Origin of the sequence: Sphingobacterium sp. JUb20 (genome assembly GCF_004342035.1) — a bacterium.
GTDB lineage: Bacteria > Bacteroidota > Bacteroidia > Sphingobacteriales > Sphingobacteriaceae > Sphingobacterium > Sphingobacterium anhuiense.
The window spans coordinates 115,057-138,810 of record NZ_SLYV01000001.1 but is presented as its reverse complement, the minus strand read 5'-3'; the positions used below and the strand labels follow the sequence as shown (position 1 = coordinate 138,810).

Genomic DNA, 23,754 nt, shown 5'->3' with positions numbered 1-23,754 from the left:
TTTTATCATTAACATTTTTTTATTCTTATTTCCAACCTCCACCTAAGGCTTTATATAACACTAATTGATTTAAGATCTTTTCTTCTAGAATATTGACCTGCTCAATTTGAGCAGCAAGGGATTCTCTTTGACTGGTGATGATCTCTAAGTAATTGATACGGCCTGCCAAAAATAAATCATGAGCCGAATTTACGGATGATTCTAAGGCAACGACTTGTTCATTTTTGTGCTGAAAGCGTTCAATAATATGATCTTCTGTCAGCAAGGCATTGGATACTTCGTTATAAGCCTGTAAAACAATCTTCTCGTAATTCAAGAATGAAATACCATAATTTCCTTTGTACTGTTCATACTGCGTCTTTAATTCTCTTTGATTAAAAATCGGAGCTGTAATGCCACCGAATAAACCGTAAGTTGCCGATTTATTGATGTCAATCAGTTTATCGAAGCTAAATGAATTTAAGCCGATAAAAGGAGATAAGACTACTGCGGGTAAAAAAGCAGCTTTCGCAGCATGAACTTCATGCATGGCCGAAACCATCTGATGAGAGGCTTCGCGGATATCTGGTCTCAATGCAAGCATTAATGCGGGATCTCCAGAAGCCAATTTATCAAACAGATGTACTTCTTCCAGCTGAATTGCAGTACGTTCAATAGGCTGATTCACACGTCCAATAAGGAAATTGATGTGATTTTCGAGAATACTGATTTCTTGCTTTGTCTTAGCACGATCTGACTTGGAGTTTGCTAGAATAGCTTTAAACTGCTGAACAGCTAATTCGGTCGCTCGACCCGCTTCTTTTTGTACTTCAATAATAGCTAAGGCTTTTTCCTGCAGTTTTAGATTTCTTTCAAAGACTGCTAACTGATTATCCAGACTGATGAGCTGATAGTAGGCAGAACCAATATTGGTCACCAATTCGGTCGCAATCAATTGCTTTGCTTCAAGCTGTGATAGATAATTCTCGTACGATGACTGTCTCAGATTTTTTAATTTGCCCCATACATCGATTTCCCAAGAACTGCGCAGTCCTACAAAATAATCTGGAATAGCAGGTGATGGAATCTTTTCGTCTGATTTTAAGTTTTCTGAAAAGTTACTATCGTAGTTACCAATGCCTTCTTCTGTATAAAAGCCATACTTTGTCAAACCTGCGCCAACTTCAGCATTTACTTTTGGAAATAGCGCAGCTTTTTTCTGTTTGAAGCTTGCTTGAGCAATCTCTATACGCTTTATCGCCATCTGTAAATCATAGTTATACAGTAATGCTGAATCCACAAGGGCAATCAGTTTTTTATCTTCAAATACTTTTCTCCAAGAAATCTGACCTATCGAACTATCGGTTTGCACATTTGCCGGTGAAAATTTTTCGGGCAATGCTGTCGCTTGCATCGGTGTCAGCTTTTTAGGAACAGAACAGCTCGATATTAAAATAACAGCAAGCACAACAGAAACTACTGTTGCTAATTTCTTCTTCTTAACTTTTGTTGTTTTTTTTGAACAGAGAACATAAAGTGCAGGTATAATCAAAACACCGATTATGGTTCCGATCAACATACCTCCAACGGAAGCGGTACCAATTGTTCTGTTACCGATAGCACTTGCTCCAGAGGAGAACATCAATGGAATAAGTCCCGCCACAAAGGCAAATGATGTCATTAAAATTGGCCTTAGACGTGCTATCGCACCGTCGATCGCGGCCTCCACAATGGACATACCCTGTTTGTTTTTGAGTACTGCATATTCGACAATCAAAATGGCATTTTTTCCTAAAAGCCCAATCAGCATGACGAGTGCCACCTGTGCATAAATGTTGTTTTCTAATCCCAATAACTTTAAGAATAGAAACGCTCCGAACATACCGGCGGGAATACATAAGATAACAGGTAAGGGCAAGAAGAAACTTTCATACTGCGCAGCCAATAGTAAGTAAACAAACAATAGTACTAAGGCGAAAATGTAAATAGTCTGATCGCCAGAAGCAATCTGCTCTTTAGTCATACCTGACCATTCAATACTATAGCCTTGCGGTAAGCTCTTCGCAATCTCCTGGATGGTTTCAATTGCTTGTCCGGTACTGAATCCAGATGCCGGCTGCCCATTGATCATGGCGCTTGTAAACATGTTATAGCGTGTAATCTGTTCCGGTCCAAATACGCGCTTCATGGTAATAAAGGCTGAGTAAGGAACCATTTCGCCATTATCGGTTTTCACAAAAAGATTTAAAACATCTTCGGGCTGTTTCCGATAATGTGCGTCTGCTTGCACCATTACTTTATACATCTGTCCATAACGAATGAAATTGGTGGCGTAGAAGCTACCCATAAGTGTTTGCAATGTATTCATTGCATTATCAACAGATATTCCTTTCTTGGCCGCTAAATCGTAGTCAATTTCCAACATATACTGCGGAAAGTTAACGTCAAATCCTGAAGAAACGCTTTCTATAGCTTCGCTAGCGTTTAGTTTATTCATGAATTCTTCCAATACAACAGCCGTTTTATTGAGATCTTCAGTTCCTGTTTTATCCAGTAAACGAACCTCAAAACCTGCGGCATTACCAAAACCGGGAACGGTAGGCGGAGGGAAGAACTCGATCTGTGCATCTGCGATATGTGCTGTTTTTTCTTTGAGTTCATTCATCACATCATCAACTGTCTGCGCACGGTCTTCCCAAGCTTTTAAATTGATCATTCCCATACCGTAGGATGAACCTGATACTTCTGTCAAAATACTATATCCGGCAAGTGTTGATACCGTTTCTACGGACTCTAAACTTCTTGATATACGATCTACTTCATCTAACGCTTTCTCTGTTCTATCAACTGTGGCTCCTGGAGGTGTTGTTACACTGACATAGACCATACCTTGATCTTCTGTGGGAATAAAACCGGATGGTAGGATCGCACTTGTTCCCCAAGTTGCTACAAAAGATAATACCAGAACAAGTACTGTAAGTCCGCGACGGCTTACGGTTTTCGATAAAAATCCACGGTATTTTCCAGCTAATTTATCGTAAGCTTGATTGAATTTTTTAAAGAAACGTGTCATCCAGTTATTTTTCTCTTTCTGATCGTGTGGATTTTTTAACATGATCGCACAAAGTGCGGGTGTTAATGTCAGGGCATTGATGCCGGAGATAATAATAGCTGAGGCCAATGTGAGCGAAAACTGCCGATAAAAAATACCGACGGGTCCATCAAGGAAGGCCACGGGTATAAATACGGCTGACATGACCAAAGTGATCGCAATTACAGCAGTACCCACTTCTTTCATTGCCGCTAACGTAGCTTCCATAGGTGGAAGATTTTCCTCTTCCATTTTGGCAAATACGGCCTCGACGACGACAATACCATTGTCAATTACAATTCCGATCGCTAATACGAGTGCAAATAGTGTCAATAAGTTGATTGAGAATCCGAGCATCTGCATACAGAATAGTGAACCGATCAAACTCACCGGAACAGCTAAGATCGGGATCAATGTCGCTCTAAAATTCTGTAAGAATATAAATACGACAATAAACACCAATAAGAATGCTTCAAGCAGGGTTTTGATAACACTGGATATCGATGCATCTAAAAAGCGGGAAACATCATAACCCATTGTATATTTCATACCTGCCGGGAATGTGGCTTTTTGTAATTCCGCCATTCTATCTTTAACACGTTTGATAACATCTTGTGCATTGGATCCCGGCAATTGCTTTAACATGATGGAAGCCGAAGGTCTACCGTCAGTTTTAGAAACCATTTCGTAATCTAATGAGCCGAATTCGATCTCAGCAACGTCTTTTATACGGATAATAGAACCATCTGCATTTGCCCGAATAGGTACATTGGCATATTCTTCCGGTTCCGAGAATTTTCCCGGATAACGAAGTACATACTGTTGCATATTGACCATTTTATCCGAGCTTATACCCGTTTGACCAGGGGCAGCTTCGATATTTTGTTTACGAAGGGAAGCAATTAGTTCGTCGGTTGAGATGTTGTAAGCCGCTAACCGATCAGGTTTAACCCAAACACGCATCGCGTAATCACGCATACCCATAATCTGAGCAAAACCAACGCCTTCAATACGCTTGAGTTCCTTTAAAACATTGATATCTGTAAAATTGTAAATAAAGCGTTCATCAGCAGTTTCATCTTCAGTATACAGATTGAGATACATCAACATACTGTTTACCTCTTTTTCTGTGGTAACACCTGCGCGTGTCACTTCCTCGGGAAGCTCATCTAATACTGTTGTTACCCGATTCTGCACATTTACTGCGGCAATATCGGGATCAATTCCAACTTTAAAAACGACTTGAATGAGTGTTGTTCCATTGTTAGTGGAAACGGTATTCATCGAGGTCATACCTGCAACACCATTGATCGCACGTTCCAGCGGAATGGCAACAGCATTGGTACTGACTTCCGCATTTGCTCCTGTGTAATTTGCGGTAACAACGACCGACGGAGGTACAATATCTGGAAACTGGGTAACAGGTAGTGTAAATAAGGCCAATAATCCTAGTAACGTTATAAATAATGAAATTACCAACGATAGGATAGGCCTTTTTATATAAACATCAAACATAAAATATTTTTAAAACAAAGTTTTTATAACTTAACAGGGATTACTTCCACCTTCATACCATCCTTCAAGGATTGTACACCTTCGTATACGATCTGATCTGTATCAGACAAACCTCCATTCACGATATAGTAATGCCCGACACGTTGGCCAGCTTCAAAAGATTTCATCGAAACAGTTTTATCTTTATTTAAGATATAGACGTAAGTTTTATCCTGAATTTCAAAAACAGATTTTTGATGTACAAATTTGGTATCGCCGGTCTGTATTGGAACAGAGATTTTACCTGAAGCACCATGCTTTAACATGCCCTGCGGATTTGAAAACCTAGCCCGTAAAGATATTGATCCTGTGTTCTTCTCAAATTCACTCTCAACAATGGATGCCTTTCCAGGATATGGGTACGGATTACCGTCAGCGAGGATCAGTTTTACATCTTTGTTAAAAGAGTCTTTGTTAAACGATGAGTCAGATACAATACTTAAGTACTCATTTTCGGAAATGTCAAAGTATACATTTACTTCGTTAAGTGAGGAAACAGTCGTTAGTAAAGAACCTTGCTCTAAGAGTGATCCTTCTTTTAGGGGGATACGATCAATCTTACCATCAAAAGGAGCACGTACTAATGTGAAATTCAACTGCGTTTTAGCTTGTTGCATGATCGATCTTGCTTCTTCGACCTTTGACTCCGCAGCTGTATATTGTAATTTAAGTAATTCGACTTCTGTTTTACTTACGATGTTTTTCGCGGCTAGATCTTTCGTACGTTCTAACTCAAGAACCACTTTTTTGACATCTGTAAGTGCTGCATTAAAGTTGGCTTTTGCGCGCGCATAATCGGCTTTGTATTCTTCATCACTTAGTCTGAACAATACTTGACCTTTCTTTACTGCGGCACCTTCATCCACATAGATGTGTTCTAAAAAGCCACTTAAACGTGATCGAAGTTCAATATTTTTGACTGATTGTATATCAGCAATATAGTCTTTGTAAATTGTGGTATCCATAACAACTAAATTGGATACAGGTACTTTTTTAGGAGCTGTACTTACCTGTTTATCATTGCTTTTGGCTGTGCAGGCAGATAAAATCGCTAGGCATGACAATGCATACCAAGACATGGAACGTGTTTTCATATAAAAAATAAAATGTTAACGAATAGAATAAATCAATATAAAATATTGATTATTAGAAAATTAGACTCTTAAAATCTAATTTAAAATTAAAAAATAGGGCAGGGGGTAAACTAGAATAAACTGTATCGGTAGAGATACTGATAGTAACCTGATAAGCAGGCATTTTTCTTACTGTAAAGCGGGTGCTTTTTCTGTTTTAAAATTGATAATGCAGAATAAACAAGTCCCAGAACGAAAATAAAAACGGATAAAATCTGAGGATTAAAATTGAAAATACGATAATCGTCAAATTGAACTTCAGAATCTTTTTCAGGAACTTCAATGGGAATATCCAACACATCGTCAAGAACAAATTCAAGTAATGAATCTCCGGTAAAATATTGTGTGGAAATATTTGATGCACGCGTATTGGTATTGACGCCAGCCTGATAAAAAAGGATGTTCAAGTAACCAAATAATGCCAAGAAGTGAAATATTTTAATCCACATAAAAAACAAATATATAAAATCAAATAGTTATGCTGGAACAACCACATAAATATTACAAAAGAAAAACATTGTCTTAATATTTGCTGCAGCTGTATTTTATCAAAATTCCTAATCGCTGAGATTTCAATAAAAAAAAATGAACGGACAATTGTCCAGATAATCAAAATCTCAGAAATGGTTTTTTAGAATATAATTTCGCTGTTTTTTGTAAAATGTCCGAATTTAAAAATTTAATGAAATTCATATTTTTCATTTCGATTATTGATCGATCCATTTCGACAGGAAATTTGTGTACAGTTTTATTTAGAGTTCATCTGGTTTGAATTGTATTGAAGTTAACCGCATAAGATGAACAGTACTATGCAGGTGGTATTTAGACTAAGTCATACAGATCAATATTGATTGATTCTTTAGCACAATAAGCCTTTGGTGGTTATATCACATGAACAAAGTCTTATAAATAAAATATTTCCACGTATAAATGAAACTACCGCCATTATATGGAACCCTTGTAAATGAGTATATTAATAAGTCATATAATTTATATTATGTTAAATAGAAATTATATGATCATCCCCTGCATACATTTATATCTAAAATTTGTTTACCAAAAATGACTATTTCGCAACATCGTATTTAAGTTCATCTAGGTGTTTTTTAACAAATTATTACTGCGCTATATCAAGCTACTACAGTACAATTTATAATCTTCAGAATCTTTTGAAGAATGGTTTTATACGGGATTTTGATTCATCTATGACAGCTAGGTATATCGATGTCGATTGTTTTAAATTTCATTTCTCTACTGCTATCAGATTGATTCTTTTCGATTCATAATACCGTTATATGCTATTGAATATCATGCTTTTATTTTGTAAATTAGATCATCAATGTATCTGTAAATGTGTAAATCGTATGAAAAAATCAAAATGGATTATAGACTCTGCCCACTCCTCGGTACAATTTCGTATTACTTATTTGGTAATAGCCTCTATTAGAGGAAGTTTTAACACTTTTAACGGTTTCGCTGAATGGGGTGAGCATTTTAAAGAAGCCTCTATACAATTTAATATTGATGCAAACAGTATCAATACAAATGTGGAAGAAAGAGATAAACATTTGAAAAGTGCTGATTTCTTTGATACAGCACAATACCCGACAATTTCATTTAAATCCACTAGTTTTAAAAAGATTAAGGGTGAGAAATTTAGATTGGAAGGCCATTTAACCATGCATGGTCATACAAAATTGGTGGAGCTACAAGTGGAATATAATGGTAAAATAATTGATCCACAAGGTCAGGAAAAAATTTCATTTGAGGTGACCGGAAAAGTGAGCCGATGGGAATTTGATATGAAATATAATTCAGTTTTAGAGGCCAATAGTCTCTTGATTGATGAAGATATTGATATTTCAATTCAATTGTTACTCAATAAAGAGCAATAAATTTATTATTTTGCGTGTGTAAATTAAATACTGTATCAAAATGGCACACGAACTTTTGGCAAAACTGGCGAATAAAGAAATTATTTTTTCAGATGTTTTGAACTACATAGCAGCTCGTTATGAGCACACCCCTACTGCATTTACGAATGGAAATCAAGTAAATCAAGAGACGGAAAATCAAGGCAGTGCAAAGATTCTTGCTTTTGCTAGTTTAAACAATTTAGATAAAGATCAGACTCTTGCCCTATTTGCGGAGCATTATGAGGCTGTTTTAAATGATCCTGATGGTGATAATCATCAAAACATACGTCAATTTATGATTAGTGGCTGGGATGGCGTATCGTTTAGCGGTGTTGTTTTAACACTGAAATTAGAGGCCTGATAATAAAAAAGCCGTTATTTTCATAACGGCTTTTTTTATGCAATAAAACTTGGAACTTGCCATTGATTAATGCGAATGTTCTCCGGAATTAGTCATTTTGGCTAATAAAAAGAATGCCCCTTTTTGAACAATCTTCGTATGTTCATCTAATTCTTTTATAGGAGTAATTGCGGTATATCCTCTTGAGGAAACTCCTTTAACAACCGGAACTCTTTCATATTCGTTACCTACTTCTCCATGGTTGTGGTCCGCATGATCTTCGTGACTATGGGTATCAGCTTCTTTTGTTTCTGATCCATGTGCTTTATGGTCTTCCTTTAATATGAAAATGTAATCTTTACCTTCGGCACTTACAATACAATCTGTGGGAACAGCAAGTGATTTTTCATCTCCAATAACAACTGTACCTTGAACCTGCATGCCATTAATAAGTCCTTCTTTGTTGCCTAAAACCTGGGCATGAACTGCGATTGCATTGGTCTCTTTTTCAAAAGCCTGTCCGAGCTGATCTATTTTTGCTTCATATGAAGCATTAGCGTTATTAACAGGAGAAAATAGAATTTTTTGCCCTTTTTTCACTTTTGAGAAATCTTTTTCATATACATACATATCCACATGCAATGCATCATTATTGACAATTTCTAAAATTGGCGAAGACGCCTCGATACGCGTTCCAATCAATCCTTGAATCGAAGCCACCACTCCCGAGATTGGCGCCTTAATCGTAATTTGTGAAGAAATGTGCAAAGACCCTCCACCGGATGACAGCTGTCTTGACAAACTGTTCTTTTGAGCTTTCAAATTGGCCAGTTCGACCTCAACTTGCTGTAGCTTTTTTAAAGGTGCGGCGTTTCCTTCTACTAATTCCTTCTGACGGTTGACTTCAATCTGAGTTAATGAAATCTGATTGTTAATCAGTTGTAATTGCTCTTGCATTTTAATCAGATCTGGATTGAGCACTTTTCCTAAAATCTGTCCTTTCTTAACAAAATCTCCCGGTCTAGCGTAAAGTTCTTCCAAGACTCCACCATATACAGATGTCACGTAGGCTTTTTTATCATTCGGCACATCAAGCACACCATTGAGTACTAAGCCATTACTTAGCATCTGATAGGATAAATTTGTATAGGTTAATCCTACCTGCTTTTCTTGGGCAGCTGTCAATGTAAGCGCCTCTTCCTCATGCTCTTGCTCCCCTTTCTCTTCTGTTTGCTGTTTTTCAGTTGAAGTATTGGTTTGACATCCTAGAGCGATTACGCTACTAGCAAAAAATAAACTATATCGAATTAAAAACTTTAGTTTCATGATACTTAATTTGAATGGTAATATTGATATTGAATCACACTTTGATTGTACGCATTCAAAGCTGTTAGGTAATTTATTTTTATATCAATGGACTGTGATAGAAATTGGATAAGATCTGCGTAACTGATTTCACCACTTTGATAGGCTAAATTGGCAGCTTTCATAATGCCCTCGGATTGCTTTAATCCTGATTGTTCATAAAACTGCAATTGCTTCTCATTTTTGGTGATTTCCTTCTTTGCATTACCTTGTTGCGCTGTAAGGCTTATTTTCAGCTGCTCCAATTCTTGTCTTTCTATTGCCGTCTCCAATTCAGCTATTTTAACTTTATTATGGTAATATTTATTAGAGAATAAAGGCATATTCATCGTTAGTGATATACCGGTAACAGGATTCCGTTGTCCCCAAAGTTTTTGGGAGAAAGCTCTACCAGAAAAATCTGGCAACTTGGTTTTTTGCTCCATTTTGGTATTTGCTTCAGCCATCTCTATTGATTTCTGCTGTATTTTAAGCAAAGGATGATCACCTATTGAATCTGGCAATTGAAAAGCACTTATTTTTTGCAGCGCACTCTTGATCGGTAAAATCAAGTTGTTGTTATTTAATAAAACGCTGAAGTTTTGTGCGGCAATGGCTAAATCCTGCTCATTTTGTAGCATAATGGTTTTATTTTCTTGCCATTTTGTTTCTGCCGCCATCTGCTCCAAACCGGCCGCTTCCCCTGTTTTTACCCGAAGTTTTGCGGATTCAAATAATTTTTGATGGGTACTGTCCAGCTGTAGAAAGAAAGCTTGTCTAGCTTCTAGATAAATAAGCTGATAGTAATTTAAAGATACATCCCTTATCAGTTGTTTTTTCGCATCTTCTCTTTGCTCCAAAACCATTTGGGCATTCTTTTTTAAAAATTCTTTTCTAGCCTTATAAAACCCTGGCCAGGCGAAATCTTGACTTAACCCAACTTTCCATAATCCATTTGGCTCTAAAGGGGAGAAATCTTCATTCTCTACAAAAATTCCTGTTTTGCCATCGAAAGATTTCTGTTGGTCAATCTGTGATTTTTCAAGTTCTAATGCCGTGTTTTTAAAATTGAGATTGGCGTCCAAAGCTTGTGCTATAGCTTCTTCCAATTGAATCCTTTTTGGATTTTCTTGCGCTAAACTTATTGTAGAAAGTGATAAGAAAGCCAGCACTAATGATGTTATGATTGTCGATTTCCCTATTTTCATTTTCTTAGTATTAAAAAATAAGACATATAAACAAGGTAATACAAAAAGTGTCAAAAAGGTTGCAGACAACAAACCTCCTATGACAACTGTTGCCAACGGTTTTTGAACTTCTGCTCCAGCTCCTGTACTTAGAGCCATTGGTAAAAACCCTAATGAAGCCACTGTCGCAGTCATCAACACTGGTCTGAGTCGAATTTTTGTCCCTTCCCATACCCGCTCAAATACATCGGAAATTCCTTCCTTCTCCAATTGATTAAATGTGGAAATTAAAACAATACCATTCAGTACAGCTACTCCAAATAATGCTATAAACCCTACACCTGCGGAAATACTAAAAGGCATATCGCGGATTAATAGTGCAAATACTCCACCTATTGCACTCATAGGTATGGCTGTGAAAATTAGTAAGGATTCTTTAATTGACCTAAAAGTCAGGTAAAGTAATATAAAGATAAGCAACAATGCGCCCGGGACTGCCAGTGCTAATCTTTTAGAAGCTGCATTTAGATTTTCAAATGTCCCACCGAAAGTATAGTAGTAACCTGTTGGCATCACATCCATCTTTGTCAGTTTTTCCTGAATCTCATTTACTACTGAAGTAACATCGCGCTCTTTTATATTAAATCCGATCACGACAAGTCTCTTCCCTGATTCTCTGCTGATCTGTGCAGGGCCATCTTTTATACTAATTGTTGCCAGTTGGCTCAATGGAATCTGATCTCCATCCCCAGTTAAGACTGGTAGGTTTTCAACATCGGCCATTGACGTTTTATATGCGCTATCTAAACGAACAACAAGGTCGAATTTCCTTTCATTCTCATATATCGATCCTGTGCTTGTGCCAGCGAAAGACATAGCAATAACTTTATTTAAGTCCTTGACTGTTACGTTGTGCAGGGCTAACTGTGTTCTGTTGTAAACAATCGAGATCTGTGGTAGCCCTGTTGTACGTTCAATCTGTGGTGCTGAAGCTCCTTCAACACTTTGTACAACTTGACCTACACGACTTGCAATCGTTGCAAGTGAGTCTATATTTTCACCAAATATTTTTATGGCAACGTCCTGTCTCACACCTGTCATCAATTCATTAAATCGCATCTGAATAGGCTGCGATGCTTCAAAGAATACACCTGGAATGACGGAAAGTGAATCAAGCATGCGCTCTGCTAGTCCCGTATATGTATCCCCGGATTTCCATTCTGACATTGGTTTCAAGGTGATAATCATATCTGTTGCCTCGGGCGGCATTGGATCTGTCGGGATTTCGGCACTACCTGTTTTGCCTACAACAATTTTTACTTCGGGAAATTTTTTAATAATTTTCGCAGCCTGCATGGATGTTTCTATACTCTGTGAGAGTGAAGATCCTTGTGGTAAAATACAATGAAATGCATAATCTCCTTCTTGTAATTGCGGTATAAATTCACTACCCATTTTACTAAATAGGAAGCCGGAAAAACCTAAGAGTGCTACTGTTAATAATAATAGTGTTCTTCTTATGCGGACAGCCTTTTGAACTAATGGTGCATACCATTGTTGCAATTTGGCCATCATCTTATCGGCGAAAGTAATTTTGTGGTGAGGCTTTTTGGATAAAAACAGTGCACTCATCATCGGTATATAGGTGAGTGATAATAATAGCGCTCCTATAATGGCAAAGCTAACGGTTTGCGCCATAGGGCCAAACATTTTCCCTTCGACCCCTACCAGTGTTAATATGGGTATATAGACAATGAGGATAATAATTTCACCAAATGCGGCGCTATTTCTGATTTTTGAAGATGATTGGTATACTTCCTCATCCATCTCAGCCTGATTCAGGACATGCTTACTTTTTCTAAGCCCCAGATGATGCATAGTTGCCTCCACGACAATTAAGGAGCCATCGACAATTAAACCGAAATCGATAGCGCCCAGACTCATAAGGTTGGCACTTACCCCAAATAAACGCATCATTCCTAATGCAAACAACATTGATAATGGAATTGCCGAAGCTACAATTAAGCCTGCTCTCAGGTTTCCTAGAAAAATGACTAAAACAAAAATGACGATCAGGGCACCTTCAATCAAATTTTTCTCAACCGTTCCAATAGCACGATTAACCAGATCTGTTCGGTCTGAAAAAGCTTCAACTACAACATCTTGAGGTAGAGATTGTTTAATTCTTTCGAGTTTTTCCTTTACTGCTGCGACTACTTCTGCGGAGTTCTGGCCTTTTAGCATCATAACAATGCCGCCTACGGCTTCTTTTTCTCCATTATAAGTCAGTGCACCATAGCGTACTGCAGCACCTTCACGTACTTCTGCGACATCCCTAATATAAATAGGGAAGCCATTTTTATTTTTTACAGCAACATTGCCGATATCTTCCATGGATGTCAAAAGACCAATACCCCGTATAAAATAAGCACTGGGTTTTTTATCTATATATGCGCCACCTGTGTTTTGATTATTTTCTTCCAGGGCTGCAAATATTTCATTGATTCCGACACCGGTAGCTTTTAATTTATAAGGATTAACAGCAACTTCATACTGTTTTAGTTTTCCACCAAAACTATTGACTTCAGCAACACCAGGCGTTCCATATAGTTGTCTGGCGATAATCCAGTCTTGCATTGTTCTGAGATCTGTGGCAGTATACTTTGATTCAGCCCCTTTTGCAGGATGAATAACATACTGATAAATTTCACCAAGCCCCGTACTAATCGGCGCTAATTCTGGACTTCCGAGACCTTCCGGTATATTTTCCTTTGCTTCCTGCAGTTTTTCGCTGATCAATTGCCTTGCAAAATAAATATTGACATCATCGTCAAAAACTGCGGTAACAACTGAAAGTCCAAATCTGGATATCGAACGTAATTCTACCAGATCCGGTAGATTTGTTAATTTTTGTTCGATCGGATATGTGACGAATTGCTCCACCTCTTGCGTTGCTAAGGCCGGAGAGCTTGTGATTATTTGTACTTGATTATTGGTAATATCTGGGTTAGCATCTATGGGAATGTGCAATGCACTCCATAGTCCCCAGATGATCCATATCAGTGTAAAGAGTCCGATAATAATTTTATTACGGATACTGAACCTGATGATTGCGTTCAACATAATATTTTACTTAAAATAGCTATACAAAATGCTCATCATGAAGATAAGCGAATGAAAAGTAGTCAACTAAGACTTTATCGTAAAATTATGCGAGCTGGGGCGGTTGCCAAATACTAGAGTAATCAAACGAATATAAATTGGTTTCGTACGCAATTTTTCGTTTTGATTCTAGTAATACTATAATAAAGGAAATGGTATTTGTTTGTTCGATATTCAATACAGTAGAACAACAAGAGCAGATGCAAAAAGGTGAGCAATAGTCCTGATGTTCATCAGAATGACCCTTATCTTGCGTTCCGGTTATGTGTATAGCCGTGGCCTCCTGCACTTGGTCTGCACAAGGAACCATCGTTAACCCGATGAAGTATAAGCATAATATATAGACGAATATCTTCAAATTTATCGATTGAATCTACTACAAAAATAATAAATTAATCAAGAATATGAAATTAAACGGCTATTTTTAATTTTCACACATAACTGTAAGTTTTTATAAAAAAAATGTAATGAAATAAGATTAATTTTTATATATTAGCAATTCAAAAGGGAAAATTTACTATAATACATGTCAAACACTTTTAACGAATTCATAAATTACGTTGAGAAACGCAATCCGAATGAACCAGAATTTCTACAAGCTGTACAAGAAGTTACAGAGGATTTAATTCCATTTATTTCTAAAAGTCATCCAGAATTACTTAAGCTGAAAATTTTAGAAAGATTAGTTGAACCTGAGCGCGTTATTTCTTTTCGCGTTGCTTGGTTAAATGACAAGAACGAGGTTGAAATCAATAGAGGTTACCGCGTGCAGATGAGTAGTTCTATAGGTCCATATAAAGGTGGATTACGTTTTGCTCCTTCTGTCAACTTAAGTATCTTAAAATTTTTAGCTTTTGAACAGGTGTTCAAAAATAGTTTAACAGGTTTACCTATAGGTGGCGGTAAAGGCGGTGCAGATTTTAATCCGAAAGGAAAGTCAGATGCTGAAATCATGCGTTTCTGTCAAAGCTTTATGACCGAGCTGTTTAGACATATCGGTCCGGATACAGATGTACCAGCTGGAGATATCGGCGTTGGAACACGAGAAATTGGTTATTTATTTGGCCAGTATAAAAGATTGCAAAATGCATTTACAGGCGTATTAACAGGCAAAGGAAGTTCTTGGGGTGGATCTTACACGAGACCGGAGGCTACTGGTTATGGTTTACTTTATTTTGTTGAATGCATCTATGATTTCAATAATCAGGATTTAAAAGACAAAATCGTTGCTATTTCAGGTGCTGGAAATGTAGCGTATTACGCTGCTGAGAAATCAATCCAATTAGGTGCTACGGTAATTACGCTATCAAATAGTCAAGGAACAATCTATGATGAAGAAGGAATTACTTCTGAAAAATTAGCGTACATCGGAACTATCGGACGTGATTTAGATCAATATGTGGTTAAATATCCGAATGCAAAGTATTTTACAGACAAAAAGCCTTGGGCGTTTAAATGTGATATTGCGCTACCTTGTGCTACTCAAAATGAGCTAACAAAAGAGGATGCGTTAACATTAATTGCTAATGGCTGTCAATGTGTAGCTGAAGGTGCTAATATGCCTTCAACAGCAGAAGCTATCAAAGTCTTCCACGATGCGAAAATTAGTTTTGCACCAGGGAAAGCTGCTAATGCAGGCGGTGTAGCTGTATCTGGCTTAGAAATGTCGCAAAATTCTATTCGCCAACAATGGACTAAAGAAGAAGTCGATTGTAAACTAAAAGATATCATGGTTAATATTCACAAAACTTGTGTTAAATATGGTCATGACAAAAATTACATCAATTATTTAAAAGGTGCAAATATTGGGGGATTCCTGAAAGTTGCCCGAGCAATGACTGAACAAGGCATCGTTTAATTTAACGTTGTATTTTTTCCATATAAACGGTTAATCCCTAAGTGGGATTAACCGTTTTTTTATTTACTTTGTAAAAAATAGCAACATGAGAATATTAGCAGAATTACCACATCCTGATTGTAAGATATCCATCTTTGGTATGAATCAAAAGTTCATCATTAAGTTTGAACAAGGGACATTGGAACAGTCATATAAGATTGCAGAAACCGATATCGTAGGCGGTGTGAATGGTGTCTTCGAATTACTGGATGAAACCTTTATCGCGGAAGTGTTAAACCACTTCAGTATCATGCGAAAATCCTTTATTGTTGCCTTTGATCGATATGATTCATAGGTTAATAAATTTGATACAAAATACTTATTATCAATTCATTAGAAATTGATAACATCTAAAACAAAATTAAATTTGGTCATAAGGTATGCGTATTTCTGTATTTTCTACAACATAGCTAATTTAGTTGTACCTCGAGTATATGTAAGCTGTGTAAAGCATTGTAAAACAAAGAGCTACATAAGTACACAAAATATAATTTGGTATAATAAATAAGTGCTTTTAACAAAAAAAAAGGATATCCGACTGGATATCCTTTTTTTGTACGTTAGCTATTTATTTTTCAAAAAATCATCTATTTCGGGCGGAACCATTTGAGCAATGGAGCCCTTATTTTTCCAGACATCCCGAACGATAGTCGAAGAGATATGGGCAAGTCCACTCCTGCTCATCAAGAAATAGGTTTCGATCTGCGGAGCTAACAATAAATTGTTTTGTGCAATGCTATTTTCAAATTCAAAGTCAGCAGTATTGCGAAGTCCTCTTAGCAAGAAATTAGCGCCGACCTTTTTACAGAAATTAATCGTTAACCCTTCAAATGAAACGATTTCAATTGCCGGATGATCTTTGAAAACAGCCTGAATCGTATATAACTTGTCTTCTACAGTTAATAAGCCCTGTTTGGCACTATTTACTCCAACTGCGATATAAATCTTATCAAAAAGAGGTAAAGCACGCTCCACTAAGTCTTGATGTGCTAATGTAAAAGGATCAAAGGATCCTGCAAAAACAGCAATCTTCATAATTTAAATAGTATAAAATGAAAATGATGAATATCCATACTTCCGTTTTTCAATAAAATTTGGATGTGGATCCATTTCCCGGGTGGAAGGATGTTCAATAATCAATAAGCCTTCTTTATCCAAAAGTCCGCTATCTAAAATAAGGTGTGCCAGCTGCGGCAGTTTTGGAATATCATATGGTGGATCAGCAAAGATAAAATCAAACTTACCTTTGGCTGTTTGAATATACTTGAATACATCTGCTTTTTTAGCTTTTATAGTGGATATGTTCATTTTCTTTGCTGTATCCGTAATATATTGAACGCATTTAAAATGCAGGTCTACTGATTCAACTGAAGCTGCGTATCGAGAAGCTAATTCAAAACTGATATTACCAGTACCTGCAAATAAATCTAAACAATTCAGTTCATCAAAATCCAGTCGGTTTTGTAGAATATTAAACAAAGCCTCTTTTGCGATGTCTGTAGTTGGTCTTACTGGTAAGTTTGTGGGTGGATTAAGACGTATACCACCATATTGCCCTCCTATTATTCGCATAGTATCGCGTCAAATAATGTATTATATTTTTTAAAATTGATTCCTTCGATATCCTTATTGATATGAGCCTTACTTTTAGATTCTAAGTGCGCTATGGTTGTCGAATATCTTTCTAAACATTTACGATAGGTATCATTAGGTATTTCGCCTGATACCAATACTTTAGAAACTTGATCAGTTAGTGAAAATTGTTGTATAATATTTAAAATGTAGTAATTTAAATCATCTGCAAAATGCACATCAAAAGAATTATACAACATGAATTGCCCATTTTGAAACAAGTATAAATCTACCAAATGATCGGATACAAAATGTACACCTAAAACGGAACCTCTAATTGGAACAAGATCTTGCGCCTGATCTAATATAATGCAGAACTCAGGGAAAATTTCTGCATCAGGGAAAAGCGCTTTCCATCTATTATATAAGATGAGATCGTATTCAAACACGGCAACAATTCCCAAATTTTTCATTTCATAGGTGTGAATATGATTGGGAACATGTTCTACCAAGTATGGTGCATATTCGCTTAATCGATCTTCTTGAAAAACCTCCTTAGGAATGAATGTTAAACTTTGATGAGGAATGACCACCTTAACATATCGAAAAGGTAAACTTAGGATTTGAGTAGCATCCAATTTTGGGTTTTCGGCGTCATATTCTAGCAACAGATTCAGATTTAACTGCTTGTCTGTAACTGCAATTACATCTTTGCTAAAACCCGCTTTCGCAGATAAGGTGTATTCTGGCAAAAAATGGATATTAAACTTCTCCGATATATAATTCATATTTATGCTTTCCAAATTCAATTATTAAATTGTACAACCTAACAAAATTAACTTTTCTAAACGATAAGACAAACCTTTTAGATAACTTTGATGGTGCTTATTAAAGATTTATTGATCCAACGCTTTCCTTGGACAGCGACTCCGCAACAAAATTCTGTTTTTGAACTGTTAGCTCAATTTCTGAGTTCTTTTCATACGCAAGATTGTTTTGTATTAAAGGGCTATGCCGGAACAGGTAAAACAACGATCATTTCCGCTCTCGTGAAAACCCTTCCTTATATCAAGAAGAAAGCGGTCTTGCTTGCTCCTACGGGTCGAGCAGCAAAAGTAATGAGTTTCTATTCGGGTAGACCTGCACTGACCATCCACAAGAAAATATACCGTAAGAAAAATGCGGTTTCTTTTCAGCTGGATTTCACTTTAGCTGAAAACCTGCATGAAGATACATTATTTATTATCGATGAATCTTCCATGATATCGAATGAAAGCGTCAACATGTTTTCGAAAAGCTTATTGGACGATCTTGTGAAATATGTACGAAGCGGTAAAAACTGTTCGATCATGTTTGTGGGTGATACCGCCCAGCTACCGCCGGTGGGTCTGTGGGAAAGCCCTGCTCTTAATCCGGCTTATTTAGAGCATGAATTTTATTTTCACCCTTATACCTTCGAATTGACAGATGTTGTTCGGCAACAGAAAAGTTCTGGAATTCTTTTTAATGCGACAAAGATCCGTCAGGAAATAAATCTTGAAGAGCTGGAAGGCACCTACCCTTTCCCTAAATTCATAACAAATGGATTTAAAGATATTTACCGAATGACAGGTGAACGTTTAATTGAGGGAATTAATTATGCATATGATAAGTTCGGAATCGAAAATACAATGATAATCTGTCGTAGCAATAAGTCTGCTAACTTATACAATCAGCATATCCGTAACCAGATTCTATTTCGAGACGAGGAGATTACAGGTGGGGATCATATCATGGTCGTACGCAATAATTATTTTTGGCTTCAAGATAATGGGATTGAAAATGGCTTTATTGCTAATGGTGATATGGCGAAAATAAGAAAAGTAAGCAACGTGCATGAGCAACATGGATTTCGGTTTGCGGATATTACTCTTGAATTTATGGATACTCAAAATCAAGAACCAATAACCTGCCGTGTTATTCTGGATAGTCTCTATACAGACAGCCCTAATCTTCCTTATGAGGAACAGAAAAAACTATACGAGGCAGTGGCGCTGGATTACGAAGATATTTTCTTAAAACAGGATCGACTGGAAGCGATTAAGAAAGATCCCTATTATAATGCGTTACAGATAAAATTTGCTTTTGCGATTACCTGTCACAAGGCTCAGGGTGGACAATGGCCAGCTGTTTTTGTCGACCAAGGCTATTTGACAGATGAAATGTTGACTACCGAGTTTTTAAGGTGGCTATATACTGGAATTACCCGGGCTACAGAAGAGCTCTTTTTAGTCAATTTTAATGAAAAGTTCTACTCTTAGGGCTCTTTAACTAAAATTTTACAAGACTTGCTTCTTTCTCATGTGATTACTTAATACTTTTGATTTATAAATTTCACATAAAACTAAAGAATGAATAAGATTTACTTATTCTTAGGACTGTTGCTATCATGTTTTTATGCTACAGCCCAAGAATCAACCTCACCACCTAAAGCAAACTACCTGTTAGCGTCAAAATTTTCGCCAGATAGGCTTAAGAAAATGATTTTTTCTACTACGGTTAAACCAAATTGGATAAACTTTTCTGATCGCTTCTGGTACGATTTCACTACACCTCAAGGAAAAAACTGGTACCTAGTGGATCCTGCTGCCAATAAAAAAGAAACACTTTTCGATAATGAAAAATTAGCGGCACAAATTACTAAGATTGTGAAAAATCCATTTGATGCTCAACATCTGTCTCTTCAGAATTTAAGATTTACAAAAGATGAGAAGAAAATCAGATTTGAGGTTGCCAGTACGAAAGATACAGTAAAGTCCAAAGAAGAGATTGAGAAGCTGAAAGTGAAAACTGACACGATAAAAAAGAAGCTTTTCTATCTGGAATATGATCTGGCAACACAGAAAGTCATTGAGCTAAGCGATAAATCAAAAGAGAAACAGCCTCTATCATGGGCAACCTTCTCTCCTGATACCAATACCGTCTACTTTGCTAAGGACTTTAATTTGTACTGGATGGATCGCGCCAATTATGAAAAAGCGGTTAAGAATGAAAAAGATTCAACAATTGTAGAACATCAGATCACTAAAGATGGCGTACAATATTATGCTTGGGCGGGTGATGAATATAGCACCACTACAGGCGACGATAAGAAAGATGAAGATCTTGTGAAGCGCAAGCGTGTATGGATGAACTGGTCTCCTGATGGTAAGCATTTTGTTATTACACGTAAAGATAACAGAAGTTTAAACCCGTTATGGGTGATTAATAACGTAGGAAGTAAACGTCCTACTTTAGAGACCTATAAATACCAGATGCCAGGTGAAGTAGATTCTACGGAAACTCAAATGTTCATCTTCAAGGCTTCTGATAAAACTTACAAACAGATAAAAGTTGATGCTTTTAAAAATCAAACGATAAGTAATTGGTCTAAAACCACAGATAAAAATAGCTACAAGGGTGATTATTTTATCAATTACTGGTTAGGGTCAAATGAGGCATTTTACATCGCACGTTCTAGCCGTGATTTGAAACGTATCGATTTGGTTAAGGTTAATATAGACGGCTCAATTAAAGTGTTAGTTGAAGAGAGATCTAACGTTTATCAGGATATCAAAAAGCCTTTATTAATTAATAATGGTGCTGAGTTTATCCATTGGTCACAACGTGATGGCTGGGGACATTTTTACCTGTATGATAATCAAGGTAATTTGAAACAGCAGTTGACAAGTGGATCTTTCAATTGTGAAGAAATTACAGGATCTGATATGGCAACAAGAACGTTGTATTTCACGGCTAATGGTCGAGAAAAAAATGAAGATCCGTATTATTTACATCACTACAGTGTGGGCTTTAATGGTGGAAATCTAAAATTATTAAACCCAGGAAACTTTGATCATCAGGTTGATGTCAGTGAAAGTTCTCGTTACTTTGTTAATAATTTTTCTAGGGTAAATACGATTCCAGAAATCGCTTTATACCATACAAATGGTAAGAAATTAATGACCTTAGAAAAGGCGGATCTATCTTTACTTTTTGCTGCTGGTTATAAGTTTCCGCAACCATTTAAAGTAAAAGCTGGTGACGGTATTACTGATCTATATGGTGTTATGTATAAACCATTTGATTTTGATAGCACCAGAACTTATCCCATTGTGGAATATATCTATCCTGGACCACAAACGGAGGCTGTAAATCAGTCTTTTGGTAGAAGCATGGATAGAATTGACCGATTAGCACAATTTGGCATGATTGTCATTACAGTGGGTAACCGTGGTGGTCATCCTGCTCGATCACAATGGTACCATACATTTGGCTATGGTAACTTAAGGGATTATGGATTGGAAGATAAAAAGGCCGCTGCTGAACAATTGGCAGACCGCTACAAGTTTATTGATATCAACCGTGTTGGAATTACAGGACATTCGGGTGGTGGATTTATGTCAACTGCAGCAATGTTGGTATATCCTGATTTCTTCAAAGTAGCTGTTTCTGGTGCTGGAAATCATGAAAATAACATCTACAACAGATGGTGGAGTGAAAGACATCATGGTGTAACGGAGAAAATTAGTGCCAAAGGCGATACTACATTTGCTTATCAGATCGATAAAAATACAGACTTAGCAAAAAATCTTAAAGGTAAGCTTCTGATTGCAACTGGTGATATTGATAATAATGTACACCCGGCTAATTCTATTAGAATGGTGAACGCTTTAATCAAAGCAAATAAGCGTTTTGACTTCTTGCTTTTACCTGGTCAACGTCACGGATTTGGTGATATGACAGAATATTTTTTCTGGAAAATGGGTGACTATTTTGCAGAATACCTAATCGGTGATTCAAAAATTGAAGAAGTCAATATGACTGAAATGAATAGAGAAATACCGTTGAGTAGATAATCAATGATTACAAAACAAAAATTAGAAATTTTTTCCGCTATCTATACTCAGTATCAGGTAGCGGATTTTTCTTTGGATATTTTACAAGGATTATCTTTACTTGATCTTTTGGCGCTGTCTACATATGAAGCGGATAAGCAACTTGCCTTTAGAAGCGCCTGGATGTTCGAGACCATTGTTTTAAAAGATAAAGCCTTGCTTGACAAGAGTAACTACCAAATGCTGATTAAAAATCTGACAGATTTAAATAATTGGAGCTGCGCTAGAAGTTATAGCAAAGTATTAATATACATCACCTCTCCAAAAGTAAATCATATCCGCTTGTCTGATGAAGAATATGATTGCATAATTGACGTCTCTTTCAAATGGTTAACTGATCCAAGTTGTCCGGTTGCTGTAGCTGCAAATTGCATGGATATTTTAGATCAAATGAGTAAAAAATATGCGTGGGTTAAAGAAGAACTTTATGCACAGGTCGAATATTTATTGAGAATAAACCCTACTCCAGCGATTAAAAGCAGGAGTTTGAAAATTTTGAAAAAGTACATCAAATAGGTTAAACTAAAATGCTATGACTTGCTTTCGCTCTCTTATCTTCAAGATTTAAGAGATGTCCACCATCATCATAGCATTTAATTACTATTTTTCAGATAACTCTAGCACTAAAATAGTGTATTACCTTTATGTGAATATGCTCGCCCTAGGTGCCTAAAAGCAGCTTCAGTACATTCTCTCCCTCTCGAAGTTCGCATTAAATAACCTTCTTGAATAAGAAAAGGTTCATAAACTTCTTCAATTGTACCTTCATCTTCTCCTACGGCAGTAGCAATGGTTTTTAAACCAACAGGACCTCCTTTAAATTTATCTATGATGGTGGTCAGAATACGATTATCCATTTCATCCAAACCATTTTCATCCACGTTTAGGGCATTAAGTGCATATTTTGCTATCTCTCGCTCAATAGAACCTGTTCCTTTTATTTGTGCAAAATCCCGTGTTCTTCTCAACAGGGCATTGGCTATACGCGGTGTTCCTCTGCTTCTTCTTGCAATTTCATAGGCACCTTCATCTGTAATGGGTGTTTTTAGGATATCTGCAGATCTCAGTACTATGGTGGTCAATAACTTAACGTCGTAATATTGTAATCGCGCATTAATCCCAAATCGCGCACGTAATGGAGATGTTAATAGTCCTGAACGTGTTGTTGCTCCAATTAAGGTGAATGGGTTAAGCGATATTTGCACAGATCGTGCATTTGGTCCGGTCTCCAACATGATATCGATCTTGAAGTCTTCCATTGCTGAATAGAGGTATTCTTCAACAATCGGGCTTAACCGGTGGATTTCATCTATAAACAAGACGTCACCCTCTTCCAGATTGGTCAGTAATCCCGCCAGGTCACCGGGTTTATCCAGAACGGGTCCTGAAGTAATTTTAATACCTACGCCCATCTCATTGGCGATAATATTGGAAAGTGTCGTTTTACCCAATCCTGGGGGGCCATGAAGTAATACATGATCCAAAGACTCGCCTCTTAATTTTGCAGCCTTAACAAAAATATTAAGATTCTCTAAAATTTTCTCCTGTCCCGTAAAGTCCTCAAAAGCCTGAGGTCGCAATACACGTTCAATGTCTCTGTCTGTATGACTTAAGTTTTCCGCATTTGGATCTAAGTGTTCATTCATTTACGCTTTCCTTTCTT

The 23,754-nt window shown here is 36.9% G+C and carries 17 protein-coding genes; 7 read left to right on the top strand and 10 right to left on the bottom strand.

Annotation, left to right across the window (positions count from 1 at the left end):
- Positions 1-25: 25 nt before the first annotated feature.
- The 3 genes from EDF66_RS00545 to EDF66_RS00535 form a co-directional block, all read right to left on the bottom strand.
- Positions 26-4,585, bottom strand: a complete 4,560-nt coding sequence (locus EDF66_RS00545) for an efflux RND transporter permease subunit (RefSeq protein WP_132839779.1) — start codon at positions 4,583-4,585, stop codon at positions 26-28.
- 23 nt (positions 4,586-4,608) lie between these two features.
- Positions 4,609-5,718: an efflux RND transporter periplasmic adaptor subunit gene (locus tag EDF66_RS00540; protein WP_021188205.1), complete on the bottom strand. Its 1,110-nt coding sequence runs from the start codon at positions 5,716-5,718 to the stop codon at positions 4,609-4,611.
- A gap of 110 nt (positions 5,719-5,828) precedes the next feature.
- Entirely contained in the window at positions 5,829-6,206 is a 378-nt protein-coding gene (locus EDF66_RS00535; protein WP_132839778.1) for a hypothetical protein, read from the bottom strand.
- A gap of 915 nt (positions 6,207-7,121) precedes the next feature.
- Here EDF66_RS00535 and EDF66_RS00530 point away from each other — a divergent pair.
- Together EDF66_RS00530 and EDF66_RS00525 are read left to right on the top strand one after the other, a co-directional pair.
- Positions 7,122-7,652, top strand: a complete 531-nt coding sequence (locus tag EDF66_RS00530) for a YceI family protein (protein ID WP_031287132.1) — start codon at positions 7,122-7,124, stop codon at positions 7,650-7,652.
- Between the two features lie 40 nt (positions 7,653-7,692).
- On the top strand, positions 7,693-8,034 hold the full coding sequence (locus tag EDF66_RS00525) for a HopJ type III effector protein (protein WP_132768224.1): 342 nt from the start codon (positions 7,693-7,695) through the stop codon (positions 8,032-8,034).
- A gap of 66 nt (positions 8,035-8,100) precedes the next feature.
- Here EDF66_RS00525 and EDF66_RS00520 read toward each other — a convergent pair whose 3' ends face one another.
- The 3 genes from EDF66_RS00520 to EDF66_RS26540 form a co-directional block, all read right to left on the bottom strand.
- Positions 8,101-9,339: an efflux RND transporter periplasmic adaptor subunit gene (locus EDF66_RS00520; protein ID WP_132839776.1), complete on the bottom strand. Its 1,239-nt coding sequence runs from the start codon at positions 9,337-9,339 to the stop codon at positions 8,101-8,103.
- A gap of 5 nt (positions 9,340-9,344) precedes the next feature.
- Entirely contained in the window at positions 9,345-13,667 is a 4,323-nt protein-coding gene (locus EDF66_RS00515) for a CusA/CzcA family heavy metal efflux RND transporter (protein WP_132768228.1), read from the bottom strand.
- Between the two features lie 85 nt (positions 13,668-13,752).
- The gene (locus tag EDF66_RS26540) at positions 13,753-14,064 is read right to left on the bottom strand and encodes a DUF6660 family protein (protein ID WP_409049524.1); all 312 of its coding nucleotides are present in this window, start codon (positions 14,062-14,064) and stop codon (positions 13,753-13,755) included.
- A 168-nt stretch (positions 14,065-14,232) separates the two neighbouring features.
- Here EDF66_RS26540 and gdhA point away from each other — a divergent pair, with 168 nt between their 5' ends.
- Together gdhA and EDF66_RS00505 are read left to right on the top strand one after the other, a co-directional pair.
- Positions 14,233-15,564 carry an NADP-specific glutamate dehydrogenase gene (gdhA, locus tag EDF66_RS00510; protein WP_021188209.1) on the top strand — a complete coding sequence of 444 codons (1,332 nt, stop codon included), beginning with the start codon at positions 14,233-14,235 and terminating at the stop codon, positions 15,562-15,564.
- A gap of 85 nt (positions 15,565-15,649) precedes the next feature.
- Positions 15,650-15,898 (top strand): hypothetical protein, encoded by a 249-nt coding sequence (locus EDF66_RS00505; protein WP_021188210.1) that lies wholly within the window; start codon positions 15,650-15,652, stop codon positions 15,896-15,898.
- Positions 15,899-16,167: 269 nt separating this feature from the next.
- Here the strand turns inward: EDF66_RS00505 and coaD are convergent, their stop codons facing one another.
- Genes coaD through EDF66_RS00490 form a run of 3 tightly spaced genes read right to left on the bottom strand, consistent with a single transcriptional unit; the run spans position 16,168 to position 17,963 of the window.
- The gene (coaD, locus tag EDF66_RS00500) at positions 16,168-16,638 is read right to left on the bottom strand and encodes a pantetheine-phosphate adenylyltransferase (protein WP_132768230.1); all 471 of its coding nucleotides are present in this window, start codon (positions 16,636-16,638) and stop codon (positions 16,168-16,170) included.
- A gap of 3 nt (positions 16,639-16,641) precedes the next feature.
- Positions 16,642-17,175, bottom strand: coding sequence for a 16S rRNA (guanine(966)-N(2))-methyltransferase RsmD (gene rsmD, locus EDF66_RS00495; protein ID WP_021188212.1), 534 nt, complete (start codon positions 17,173-17,175; stop codon positions 16,642-16,644).
- Positions 17,166-17,963: a DUF3822 family protein gene (locus tag EDF66_RS00490; protein WP_021188213.1), complete on the bottom strand. Its 798-nt coding sequence runs from the start codon at positions 17,961-17,963 to the stop codon at positions 17,166-17,168. The genes rsmD and EDF66_RS00490 overlap by 10 nt, the downstream gene beginning before the upstream one ends.
- A 93-nt stretch (positions 17,964-18,056) precedes the next feature.
- On the opposite strand from EDF66_RS00490, the gene EDF66_RS00485 reads away from it, so the two are divergent.
- The 3 genes from EDF66_RS00485 to EDF66_RS00475 all read left to right on the top strand — a co-directional run bounded on the left by EDF66_RS00485 (position 18,057) and on the right by EDF66_RS00475 (position 22,607).
- Positions 18,057-19,475, top strand: coding sequence for an ATP-dependent RecD-like DNA helicase (locus EDF66_RS00485; RefSeq protein WP_037524810.1), 1,419 nt, complete (start codon positions 18,057-18,059; stop codon positions 19,473-19,475).
- A 90-nt stretch (positions 19,476-19,565) separates the two neighbouring features.
- Entirely contained in the window at positions 19,566-22,052 is a 2,487-nt protein-coding gene (locus EDF66_RS00480; RefSeq protein ID WP_021188215.1) for a S9 family peptidase, read from the top strand.
- A 3-nt stretch (positions 22,053-22,055) separates the two neighbouring features.
- Positions 22,056-22,607 carry a hypothetical protein gene (locus tag EDF66_RS00475; protein ID WP_132839775.1) on the top strand — a complete coding sequence of 184 codons (552 nt, stop codon included), beginning with the start codon at positions 22,056-22,058 and terminating at the stop codon, positions 22,605-22,607.
- A gap of 107 nt (positions 22,608-22,714) precedes the next feature.
- Here the strand turns inward: EDF66_RS00475 and ruvB are convergent, their stop codons facing one another.
- Positions 22,715-23,737: a Holliday junction branch migration DNA helicase RuvB gene (ruvB, locus tag EDF66_RS00470; RefSeq protein ID WP_021188218.1), complete on the bottom strand. Its 1,023-nt coding sequence runs from the start codon at positions 23,735-23,737 to the stop codon at positions 22,715-22,717.
- Positions 23,738-23,754: the final 17 nt, after the last annotated feature.

Coding starts and splice junctions, on each gene's coding strand:
- EDF66_RS00540 (WP_021188205.1), bottom strand. CDS start 5,718: ATGAAAACACGTTCCATGTCTTGGTATGCATTGTCATGCCTAGCGATT.
- EDF66_RS00530 (WP_031287132.1), top strand. CDS start 7,122: ATGAAAAAATCAAAATGGATTATAGACTCTGCCCACTCCTCGGTACAA.
- gdhA (WP_021188209.1), top strand. CDS start 14,233: ATGTCAAACACTTTTAACGAATTCATAAATTACGTTGAGAAACGCAAT.
- EDF66_RS00520 (WP_132839776.1), bottom strand. CDS start 9,339: ATGAAACTAAAGTTTTTAATTCGATATAGTTTATTTTTTGCTAGTAGC.
- EDF66_RS00545 (WP_132839779.1), bottom strand. CDS start 4,585: ATGTTTGATGTTTATATAAAAAGGCCTATCCTATCGTTGGTAATTTCA.
- EDF66_RS00515 (WP_132768228.1), bottom strand. CDS start 13,667: ATGTTGAACGCAATCATCAGGTTCAGTATCCGTAATAAAATTATTATC.
- EDF66_RS00505 (WP_021188210.1), top strand. CDS start 15,650: ATGAGAATATTAGCAGAATTACCACATCCTGATTGTAAGATATCCATC.
- rsmD (WP_021188212.1), bottom strand. CDS start 17,175: ATGCGAATAATAGGAGGGCAATATGGTGGTATACGTCTTAATCCACCC.
- ruvB (WP_021188218.1), bottom strand. CDS start 23,737: ATGAATGAACACTTAGATCCAAATGCGGAAAACTTAAGTCATACAGAC.
- EDF66_RS00475 (WP_132839775.1), top strand. CDS start 22,056: ATGATTACAAAACAAAAATTAGAAATTTTTTCCGCTATCTATACTCAG.
- EDF66_RS00490 (WP_021188213.1), bottom strand. CDS start 17,963: ATGAATTATATATCGGAGAAGTTTAATATCCATTTTTTGCCAGAATAC.
- coaD (WP_132768230.1), bottom strand. CDS start 16,638: ATGAAGATTGCTGTTTTTGCAGGATCCTTTGATCCTTTTACATTAGCA.
- EDF66_RS00525 (WP_132768224.1), top strand. CDS start 7,693: ATGGCACACGAACTTTTGGCAAAACTGGCGAATAAAGAAATTATTTTT.
- EDF66_RS00535 (WP_132839778.1), bottom strand. CDS start 6,206: ATGTGGATTAAAATATTTCACTTCTTGGCATTATTTGGTTACTTGAAC.
- EDF66_RS00480 (WP_021188215.1), top strand. CDS start 19,566: ATGAATAAGATTTACTTATTCTTAGGACTGTTGCTATCATGTTTTTAT.